The following is a 10,265-nucleotide window of genomic DNA, read 5'->3' as shown; positions in this document are numbered from 1 at the left end:
GCCGCGTCGCTGGAATTTACAGCTGACGCGGCTTTCTTGTTTAAGGCGAGTGAATCGAAGTCGGGTATCGTATCCGATAAGCATTTAGACAGGAATGGCCACCTGGAATCGGGTCTGGTCATCATCACTTTTGACATGAATGCTTCCGTGGTAGGTATCTACGATTTTTTTCACGATATGGAGACCTAGACCTGAGTTCTTTCCTGAAGATGCTTTGGTCGTGAAGCCGGCTTCAAATATTTTATTCTGCATGTTCTCAGGGATAGGCAGGCCGTTATTAATGACTTCAAATACGAGCTGCTTGTTCTCGATACGTCCGATTAATTTCACTTCGAGGTCTGAAGCTTTACCTGAATGAGAGACCGCTTCAAAGGCATTATCCACTAGATTACTGACGATTTTAACCATGTCCGTTGCCTTCAAGGCTCCGAGTTGCAGGCGATTCAGATTCTCGACTTCATGCTGGAAATTGATTTTGCGTTCGACGGCCTGTATGACCTTGGACTGTACGATCGCGCAGAGGGCCGGGACATTGATCTGAATGATATCGTTTAAGGCGGTGGTTTCGCCGATAAATTCGTTCGTATATTTCTGCAATTCTTCGTATTGCTTGAAATACACCAGAGAAGAGATCGTCGCTACATGATTGTTAAAGTCGTGCCGCTGTTCTTTCATAGAACGAAATAGGGAATCGATGTTCTCGATATATACTTCTTGAATACTCTCTACCGCCGCCTCCTTGTTGCGGTTGATCAGACGAATGGACAGGAACACGATGATAAAAGCGACAATTGCCGTGGATACGATCAATATCAGCAGGCTGGTTTGCTGCTGCCGAAGGGATGCTTGGACCTGCTCGTAATCGGCGGTTAGACCGACCACAACCGGGAAGTCCAGCTGAAGCGGAATGAACATTTTGAGATATTGCTTGCCATCTAAGGTGGATATAAATTGTTTACGCTGCTTGGTGCTCATTACCTCTTGGACGTACTCGCGATCCCGATCATCTTTCATGGTGTAGGAGCCGAACAGGATTTCCCGGTCTGCAAACCAGGTATATCCTTCCTGTTTATATTGCTCTTGCTGTTTGAGAAAGATAGGAGGATTAAAGATGCTGATTTCCTTAGCTCCGTTATTCGTATTATTGTGAACCATTTCTTGAATGACGGAATCAACACCTGTCTTCTCCTGATATTCGTTGTAGTAAGTATCATGCACATAAGGGTCGATGATGTAGTTCGTTGTACCGTCGTAATAATAGCCCCATTTATCTACATATTGCGGATTGCTTGACGATGTGTTGAGAGGGCCTGACCAGTAGTGAGGAAGGGTTTGCCCGGAAGCTACATTTGCATTTGTAGTGTCAAGCAATTGATTGAACGCCTTGAACCAGTCATGGCTCCAGCCTTTGGTACTCAGATTGATTTCCTTAGGGTCCGATGATTTATATCCGATGATGTCATCACCGCTTCGTTTCATTAAGGTGATATGGTCCACCATTAATTCTTTACTGAGTTGTACAAGCTCTTCATTCGATACTTTCTCGATGTCAGGATTTAAGCGATATTGGGCCGCTACGGAGGCTGTCCGAAGATTCACGCCGATCAGGTTCTCCACATACGATTGTCCAGTTTTCGAAAGCTTGATGGAAACAGCCACATTGTCAGCGATCAGCTGCATCCGTTCCTCTAGCTGGGAAGTCAGCATACTTTTCGTAAAATGGTAGAAGACACTGTCCGTTAATAGTACAATAATTAAGGCAATCATCAGGATAAATGCGGAAAAGCGGAGCTGTTTTTTTTGCATAGCAGTCTTGGTGTTCATAGTTCCTCCCGTTATTGTGTTCTCTTGCCATGATACAATTTACATCGGGTTTCGACTACCATCAAATTATAGATAAGGTTGGGAGATTAGGATGAAGCTTACTTTTTTGGGCTGTGGCGACGGCTTCAGCGTCCTCCAAGGACATAACAGCGCTTTGATTCAGTTGGATCGAACCAATCTAGCGATTGATTTTCCGGAGTCCAATCATCTAAGCCTACATCAGCTGGGGATGAAATTGAATGATGTGAGGAACATCTTTATTACGCATTTGCACGAAGATCATATCAACGGCCTGCAAAAGCTAGCTCTGTTTCATCGGGTATACCCCGCCGCGCAGAAGCCGAGATTATTTGTTCCTACAGGACTTGTTGATGATCTCTGGCAGTGCCTTCGCCATGGTCTGGAGCTGACAACAAGAGGGAAGCGGGTATTGGAGGATTATTTTGAAGTGGTGCCGGTTGAAACTTGCTTCGAGATAGCGGGCGTGGAATTTGAGCTGGTGAAGACCTTGCATGTTCCCGGCATGTTAAGCTATGGGCTGCTGTGTAAGCCTTATTTTTATTTCAGCGGCGATACGGTGCTTGATGCAGCATATTTGCAATCCATCAGCGGTTCCGTAGAACGAATCTTCTATGAGTGCCACATGCAGGATGATGTGCTGCCTTCACATACTTCCTTGGAAGAAATCAAGTCGCTGCCTGCGGACATTCAGAAGAAAAGTGTTCTCATGCATTATGTGGACGATTATCTGGAAGGCAAGGCGCGGGAGAAGTTCCACTCGCGAGAGCTGCCTCGGCTGGCAGAACCGCTAGCTTCCTATCATTTTACGAAGGAGTAAGCTGTTATCACTTCGAATCAGATTCATACCGGGGACTAGGTCTAACCGGAGATGATTCTGGGCAATTGCCAAAGGATCCTGGGTACTTGCCAAATACCTCTCGCGTATATTGCTGTAGGTTCATAGAGATTGCTGTCGAAAATGCCTTCGGCTCTAGGTAATCTTACCTTGCCGACATGGCTGTGAACGTGAAATTCACAGATCTAGGAAGGATATGCATGGGAAAATAATCCTATAAAAACAGTAATTGACTGATTCCGTTTTTCAGCTTATAGTTTGTTTAAGTTTTAAATGACTCGTACTTTAAACTTAAGGGCAATGCTTTTAAACCTCTGGAAGGTTTAAAACAACCCCGCAATCTCGAGTAAGGGAGATGCGGGGTTATTTTATTTTAGGAGAAAGGGCTGAGGCGTTTATTTCTATGTAATTGTGCAAACGTTTCCACGTTGTTTCGAAGGTAAATTTTGATCATGAAGGAGAATCGTAATGAAGCTCAAACGAATGAAAGGTCTCTCCACATTGCTTGCCGCTTCACTTGTAATTGGAGCGATAGCCCCTGTACATACAGTAAGCGCTTTAGCGGATCCTGCGATGAATTCGGATTCGACCTCAACTGCAGTACAATCGGCGACGGTTACTGATTCGGCTTATGGTAGTAGTGGCAGTATTGACGGTGTCAGTAGTAGTGGCGGCAGCGGCAGCGTACAGCAGCCGGCGGGTCCAATTGTCAATCCGGACGGTACCGTCACTTTTCGAATTGCATATGAAGGCCCGTCATTGTATCTAGTCGGTTCCATGAATGGATGGGATAATACGGGGATCCCTATGGCGGAGGAGTCGCCCGGAATTTTCTCCGTTACGATTCCGTTATCGCCTGGGACCTATAGCTATCGCTTTCTTCCTCACTCCGGCAGCTGGTCCGATGTCTTTTCGGATGCAGCAAATACGAACCCTCGGGATGGGGATAATTCTGTGGTCTACGTGCCAGGTCTTGTCATTGAAACAAGCCAAATCGTCATTGATACTTCTGTTCAATTAAAAGCAGTCAGGTATTCGGACAAAGGGGAAAAGTCGGAGGTGTCGCCAGTCTGGCTTATCAACCAACCGGTTGAAGGGGTTACGCTCGAGAACGGCTCTTTGTCGATTACTCCTCAATCGAGCTTGAAAGCAGGCGATACGTTAATTGTTACTGCTTTTCTGGAAGGTATGACGATCTCGCGACCTCTGGATGTGCTGGCTAAAAACTTTCGTACGGCTTTGATGGATGCCGGGGACACGATCTATGCAGTCAGCAACGTGCCTGTATCGGATGAAGCGCTTCAAGGCCTGCAGTTACGAGATGTCACTTCGAGTGTCTATGTGGACATTCATGCGTCCAAAGTAACGGATACCCGTATCCAGCTGCATATCGAAGATCCTTCGAGCATAGACGTTCGTCATGCCTATCAAGTACAAGGGACGAATTACGTGCCAACGAAGGTCATTTTCAGAAATGTGCTGAATGATTCCCGCTACTATTATTCGGGCAACGATCTAGGAGTGACCTATGGAGCTGCGTCCAGTACGTTTAAGCTGTGGGCTCCTACCGCACAAAACGTTACTTTAAAGCTGTACGATACCTACACAGAAAATAAGGAGGGCGGCACTGACGCCGCGATGACCCGTTCTGATGAGGGCGTATGGTCCGCACAAGCGCCTGGAAACCTTGCTGGAAAATACTACATGTACAAATTGGAATTTGCAGACGGGACGGTAACCTATGCGCTCGATCCTTATGCCAGAGCATCCTCGGTGAACAGCCGCAAATCAGCGGTCATAGATTTGAACGCAACCAATCCGGAGGGCTGGAAGCCGGGTGAAAGACCTCGTACGGTTCACGCTACAGATGCTGTTATTTATGAGCTTCATACGAGGGATTTTTCCATGGATTCCAATTCGGGAATTCCAGCGGACGAGCGCGGCAAATTTGCAGCCTTCACGAAAACAGGAACGACACTGCCGGGAAATCCTGCAATCCATACGGGAATCGATCACTTAAAGGAATTGGGCATCACCCACGTTCAGCTGCTTCCTTTTTACGATTTTGGTGCGGTAGATGAAACCAAAGTGGATGACCCTGCCTACACAGGACGCAAATTCAATTGGGGCTATGACCCGGTTAACTACAACGTGCCTGAAGGATCTTATGCGACGCACCCGGAAGCTGAGGATCCTTCCAAACGGATTCGAGAGTTTAAGGAAATGATTCAAGCTTTGCACGATCAAGGAATCGGCGTTGTTCTTGATGTTGTGTACAATCATACTTGGACGTTCGGTCTAACCGATGATTATTCTGTTTTTGATAAAATCGTGCCTGGTTATTTCTATCGGACAGATGATCAGGGTGTTTATACGAACGGATCGGGGGTTAACAACGACGTCGCGTCGGAACGCCCCATGGTTCGCAAATTCATCAAAGACTCAGCCAAATATCTGGCAGAACAATACAATATCGACGGCTACCGATTTGACTTATTCGGGGCAATCGACAAGGATACCATCAGCCAAATTTCGAACGAGCTGAAGGATCAAATCGATCCTAGCATGATTACTTACGGCGAGCCTTGGACAGGAGGTCCGACTGCACTGCCAGCGGGGAAACAGACACTGAAAGGGGCGCAGAAGGGAGAACGCTTTGCGGTCTTTAACGATAATTTCCGCGGTGCGATTAAAGGTGACAGTGATGGATCAGGCAAGGGCTTCGCTACTGGAGATCAAGGCCGAGAAGCAGGGATCGTAACGGGAGTTAGAGGTTCGATTACCGATTTTACAAGCAGTCCGACCGAGACGATTAATTACGTTACGGTGCATGATAATTTGAACTTGTGGGATAAAGTACTGACCACGCAAGGGGTACCGAAGACATCGATACAAGCTAACCCTTTTGCAGGAGTGGATCCAGCGCATCTGTTTGACAATGAAACGGTAAAACGTTCTTTACTGGCCAATGGCATTGTCATGACTTCACAGGGAATTGCCTTATTTCAGGCGGGTGACGAGTTTCTCCGCAGTAAATTCGGAGACCAGAACAGCTACGCTAGTTCAGATGACATCAACATGCTGAGATGGAGCCAGAAGGAGACTTACAAGCCGGTATTCGATTATTACAAAGGGATGATTGAACTGCGCAAACAGCATCCTGCTTTCCGAATGACAACTGCGGCAGATATTGATCAAAACCTGCAGGTGCTTCAGCAGGATAACCAGGTCGTAGCTTTTCAACTCAAAAACTACGCCAATGCGGATCGTTGGAATAACATCGTTGTGATCTACAATGGCAATACAGCGCCAGTGGAGACAGCTCTTCCTGCGAACAAGGCGTGGAACGTTGTTGTCGATGACACCCAAGCAGGCGTCACGCCGCTCCGAACCATTCAAGGTGATAGTGCGGAGGTGCCAGGGCTGTCGATGCTTGTGCTCTATGATGAAGAGCGGAATGTGGACTCCGAGGTAACTTCCATTGATCTGGGGGCCAGTGTAATTGGTGTCGATCCAGGCAGCTACCGTGTCCTTAATGCTATTGTGAAAGATCAGACGGGGGCAGCTCTAACCGAACAGCAAATCACTTGGTCTAGCTCCAACGAAGACGTCGTATCCATAACAAGCAGCGGCAGAATGCATGCTGTAAGTACGGGAACGGCGACAGTAACCGCTCAAATCGGCGATGTGAAAAGGACCGTGACGGTTCATGTTGAACCTTTGCTGCCGGCTAAGATCAGTCTGACAGGAAGTAGCTCTGTCTTTGCAACAAGAACGCTTCAGCTCAGCGCATCCGTTTTCGATCAATTCGATCAGACCCTTTCGGATGTGCCCCTGACATGGGCGACTTCGGATAGCACCATTGCGACGGTGAATACCGATGGGGCTGTTACCGGATTACGTGAAGGGACTGTGACCATTACCGCACGTTCGGGGAACGCTCAAGGTACGATGACAATCACCGTTCGACCTGTCGTGAAGAGATATGTCGATGTCGTGTATCAAAGACCGGATCAGGATTATTCAGATTGGAACCTGTGGGTTTGGGACACGGGTATGGTCAACGGTCAATTCGATGTGGTCCCTATAAAAAACGGGCTCTCGCATACGATCATCGAAATTGCTCCAGAGACAACCAGTATTGGCTTTGTATTGCGCAAAGGGACAGATTGGTCGACCTCCAAGCAGGATGTGCCCGATGATCGGCGTATTCAGATTGATCCGAATGAAACGTTTACCAAAGTAAATGTCACAAGCATGGTGCCTGCTATCGGGTATTATCCGGTGTTGAAAGGACCTGTGATCGAATCGGGCAAGGTTCAGTTCGATTATCGTGATGAGGCGCTTTACCAAAGCGAAGATATGGATCAAATTACATCCGTTAAGCTGAAGCTAGACGGTCAGCTGTACCCGATGACCTACATTCCTGCGGAAGAAAGATTCGTTTATACGTGGAGTCAGCCTACATCTGGAACCCATACTTATACATATCTGGTGACCAAGGATAACACGGAAACGGAGATCAACGATCCTAAGAATCTGAAGGATGGAAAATCTGTAGTCGTGATTGAAGGATCTGGGAGTGGGAATGGAAACGGGGGATCACCAGGTTCAAGCCATTCAGGAAGCTCGGGAACTTCCAGTTCATCCACGAATCAGCCGGAAAATGAGAACGCTCTAGTTCTATCCGTTAGTCTCGATGATGTGAAGCCGGATAGCAACGGGAAAGTAATTCTTTCACTTCCTGAGGGGAAAACAGAGCTGCAAGTACCTTTAGGAGCAGCAGCTTTATTGGCCGCCAAGCCATTGGAAGTGCATGCAACCGGTATCAAGCTTGTGATTCCTGCGCAAGTATTGAAAGAATTGGAGGCATCCGTGCCCAAAGAACTTGCTCAAGGCGCCGTCTTAGCGCTTCAAATCACCGCGCAGCCTGATTCAGCTGTTGTGACAAAGCTTAAAGCGTCACAGCCCGGCAATGGTAATGTTCAATATGCAGCAGCTAGCGGGCTATACGAGCTTCGATTGGTTGCTAAAGATAACAAAGGAAAAGAGTACGAATTGGACCATTTTGATCAACCTGTCCAGCTAACATTACAAGTGAAAGCTGGTGTTGACAAAGAGATTGCCGGTATGTACGGTATCCATGATTCCGGTCAGCCCTCCTATCTAGGCGGGACATGGGAAGGAAACTTTTTACATGCTGAGGTTCCGCATTTTAGCACCTACGGCATACTCGAATACAGCAAGACGTTCGAAGATCTTCCGAAGGAGCACTGGAGCTACCGAGCCATACGAAGCCTAACCTCCAAGCATATCTTGGAAGGGGCAACGGACACACAATTCGTACCGGAACGCAGAGTGACACGCGCCGAGTTTACTGCGATGCTGGTCAGAACGTTAGGGCTTCAAAACGACGAGGAAGCTGCAAGCACCTACGCGGATGTCGATTTGAATGATTGGTTTGCTTCTGCCGTATCAGCGGCTCGGAAAGCTGGACTTGTTGATGGAAGAACAGACGATACCTTCGAACCGCAGGGGCTCATTACCCGGGAAGAGATGGCCGTCATGCTTATGCGGGCATGGAAGATGCATGCGAAGGAGGGTGCCGGCGCAGCTGAATTTGAGAGCAAAGTCACGCATAGTGGGCAAAGTTTCAGCGATCAAAGTGATATTTCGCAGTGGGCGCTTGAATCGATTCTGGCAGGCCGTTCGTTAGGTATCTTGAAGGAAGTGAGAACGGCTCCTTCGTTCCTCAAGGTCTTGCAACTCGCGCTGAAAGCGCAGCTGTATTGTACAGGATGCTGCAGGCGGAGTAAAAAGTGAAGAGATAAAGTGAACAAGAAAAGGTAAATCGAACGTCAATTGAACGCCAATTCCCTTAGGGGGTTGGCGTTTTAGTATAGTGGCCATCATACAGATGCCTCAGTGTTAATCAAAAATATTTGATTCAAAGATTGACTTGGAATTGTTATAGTGGTAAATTTAGGTTAAGAATTAAATCAAAAAAATTGATTAATCGTTCAGGGAGGTATAACCATGATTATGAACCTTTATTCGGCGGAAAGTCAGATGCTTCAACGGAGAGAAGAAATTGAACAAGCGGCCGCCAGTACTTGGCAAGAAACGAATCAGATTCAACTATTCACAGCCATGATTACGAAGTTTAAAGCTGTAGCTAACACTCAAACTCATTTACAAACTCAAGCAGCTTGCTGCAGCTGCTGCTAACATTCAAAAAAGGTGATGACCATGTTTAAAGAAATTCCCCTTAAACCTGCTGAGGAACCAGATGTATCCTTCAAAGAGTACGAAACCAAGTTCAAAGCACTTGCTGATGAAAAGCGACTACAGATCATGTATGAGCTTACTCAACGCGGTAACACCTGCGTTTGCGACCTTACAGAAATCGTTGATATGCCTCAGTCTAAGCTTTCTTATCATTTGAAAATTCTGCTGGATGCAGGAATGATCACAAAAGAAACGCGCGGCACATGGAGCTACTACGAGATTAATCAGACAGAGGTAGGGCGAATTCTTTCTGAGCAGCTATGCTGCATTTTTAAACCTGCACGCACGGATTGCTGCTAAATTTTTTTGATCAATACATCAAATTTATTTGATTTATTAGATTGCCGATGTAGAAGAGGTCCTGTACGGAAGTGGGATTATAGTGATCCAACTCAAGCATCTAGGGAGAATAAGATAAATCATCACCAAGCAAGGCCAATTCGAGATTTCTATTTAAACCGTATGGTACGGTTTGTAAATGAGGAGAGATTAACATGATAAAAAGAATGCACGTGGCACTAAACTGTAGCAACCTCCAAAATTCGCTCGATTTCTATAGAGCATTCTTCGGCATAGAGCCAACTAAGGTCAAAGAGAATTATGCTAAGTTTGAGCTTGAAGATCCAGCGCTTCACTTTTCATTAAACGTCCGTAATTTCGAGAAAGAAGGAGGGGTACTTAACCATTTGGGGTTTCAGGTAAATGACACGAATGAAGTACTTAGGATTAGCGAGAGACTCCGCCAGTCCGGGCTCCTTTTCGTAGATGAAATGAATACTACATGCTGTTATGCCGTGCAAGATAAAGTATGGGTATATGATCCCGATGGAAATGCGTGGGAAATTTTTTATACAAAGGCAGACTCCGTTTTCGAAAGTGCAGGAGAGCAGCGCGACAGCTCCGTATGCTGCACTCCAGTGGAAACAACAAGAGTGACAGCTGATGCATGCTGCACGCCCTCAAGCAAGAATAGCAACGATGCAAAGCCTTGCTGTAACTAATGCAGATATGAAGGTGTAAGGGTCGTTGATAAATTAGAATTTAAAGCAGCCGAGTTTTCTGAAAAAATTCAAAGCCTCTACCGAACAAAACTAATCATCGCGAAGAAGACGCGGGGAAGATGCCCGGCGTCTTTCTTTTTGAATCCTAGTACAAGCGTACTCTCCGTTAGCCTTAACCATGTGCCGCATCCATGTTCATGTAGTTAATGGCCCACAGATGACCGTCCAAGTCCACGAAGCCCCAATGATACATGAACCCATGATCTTCAGGTTCAGCGTGCTTCAAAACACCTCTT

At 46.6% G+C, this 10,265-nt stretch carries 6 protein-coding genes and 1 pseudogene; 5 read left to right on the top strand and 2 right to left on the bottom strand.

Annotation, left to right across the window (positions count from 1 at the left end):
* Window positions 1-84 precede the first annotated feature (84 nt).
* Window positions 85-1,824, bottom strand: coding sequence for a sensor histidine kinase (locus L0M14_RS19255; protein WP_235118227.1), 1,740 nt, complete (start codon window positions 1,822-1,824; stop codon window positions 85-87).
* A gap of 91 nt (window positions 1,825-1,915) precedes the next feature.
* Here L0M14_RS19255 and L0M14_RS19250 point away from each other — a divergent pair, with 91 nt between their 5' ends.
* From L0M14_RS19250 to L0M14_RS19230, 5 genes are all read left to right on the top strand, one after another.
* On the top strand, window positions 1,916-2,662 hold the full coding sequence (locus tag L0M14_RS19250; RefSeq protein ID WP_235118226.1) for an MBL fold metallo-hydrolase: 747 nt from the start codon (window positions 1,916-1,918) through the stop codon (window positions 2,660-2,662).
* Between the two features lie 486 nt (window positions 2,663-3,148).
* A complete protein-coding gene (gene pulA, locus L0M14_RS19245) occupies window positions 3,149-8,503 on the top strand; it encodes a type I pullulanase (protein ID WP_235118225.1) in 5,355 nt (1,784 codons plus the stop codon).
* A gap of 213 nt (window positions 8,504-8,716) precedes the next feature.
* The gene (locus tag L0M14_RS19240; protein ID WP_235118224.1) at window positions 8,717-8,908 is read left to right on the top strand and encodes a hypothetical protein; all 192 of its coding nucleotides are present in this window, start codon (window positions 8,717-8,719) and stop codon (window positions 8,906-8,908) included.
* A gap of 21 nt (window positions 8,909-8,929) precedes the next feature.
* Window positions 8,930-9,268, top strand: coding sequence for an ArsR/SmtB family transcription factor (locus tag L0M14_RS19235; protein WP_235118223.1), 339 nt, complete (start codon window positions 8,930-8,932; stop codon window positions 9,266-9,268).
* 197 nt (window positions 9,269-9,465) lie between these two features.
* Window positions 9,466-9,969, top strand: coding sequence for an ArsI/CadI family heavy metal resistance metalloenzyme (locus tag L0M14_RS19230; protein WP_405031101.1), 504 nt, complete (start codon window positions 9,466-9,468; stop codon window positions 9,967-9,969).
* A gap of 172 nt (window positions 9,970-10,141) precedes the next feature.
* On the opposite strand, the pseudogene L0M14_RS31595 reads toward L0M14_RS19230, so the two are convergent.
* Window positions 10,142-10,249, bottom strand: a pseudogene (locus L0M14_RS31595) (glyoxalase/bleomycin resistance/extradiol dioxygenase family protein); the annotation flags it as partial.
* Window positions 10,250-10,265: the final 16 nt, after the last annotated feature.

Origin of the sequence: Paenibacillus hexagrammi (assembly GCF_021513275.1) — a bacterium.
Taxonomy (GTDB): Bacteria; Bacillota; Bacilli; order Paenibacillales; family NBRC-103111; genus Paenibacillus_E; species Paenibacillus_E hexagrammi.
Note: the sequence above shows the minus strand (reverse complement) of the source record. Positions and strands in the feature narration are given on the sequence as shown.

Bases quoted from the DNA above. Each gene is read 5' to 3' on its own strand.
- L0M14_RS19255 (WP_235118227.1), bottom strand. From the start codon at position 1,824: ATGAACACCAAGACTGCTATGCAAAAAAAACAGCTCCGCTTTTCCGCA.
- L0M14_RS19250 (WP_235118226.1), top strand. From the start codon at position 1,916: ATGAAGCTTACTTTTTTGGGCTGTGGCGACGGCTTCAGCGTCCTCCAA.
- pulA (WP_235118225.1), top strand. From the start codon at position 3,149: ATGAAGCTCAAACGAATGAAAGGTCTCTCCACATTGCTTGCCGCTTCA.
- L0M14_RS19240 (WP_235118224.1), top strand. From the start codon at position 8,717: ATGATTATGAACCTTTATTCGGCGGAAAGTCAGATGCTTCAACGGAGA.
- L0M14_RS19235 (WP_235118223.1), top strand. From the start codon at position 8,930: ATGTTTAAAGAAATTCCCCTTAAACCTGCTGAGGAACCAGATGTATCC.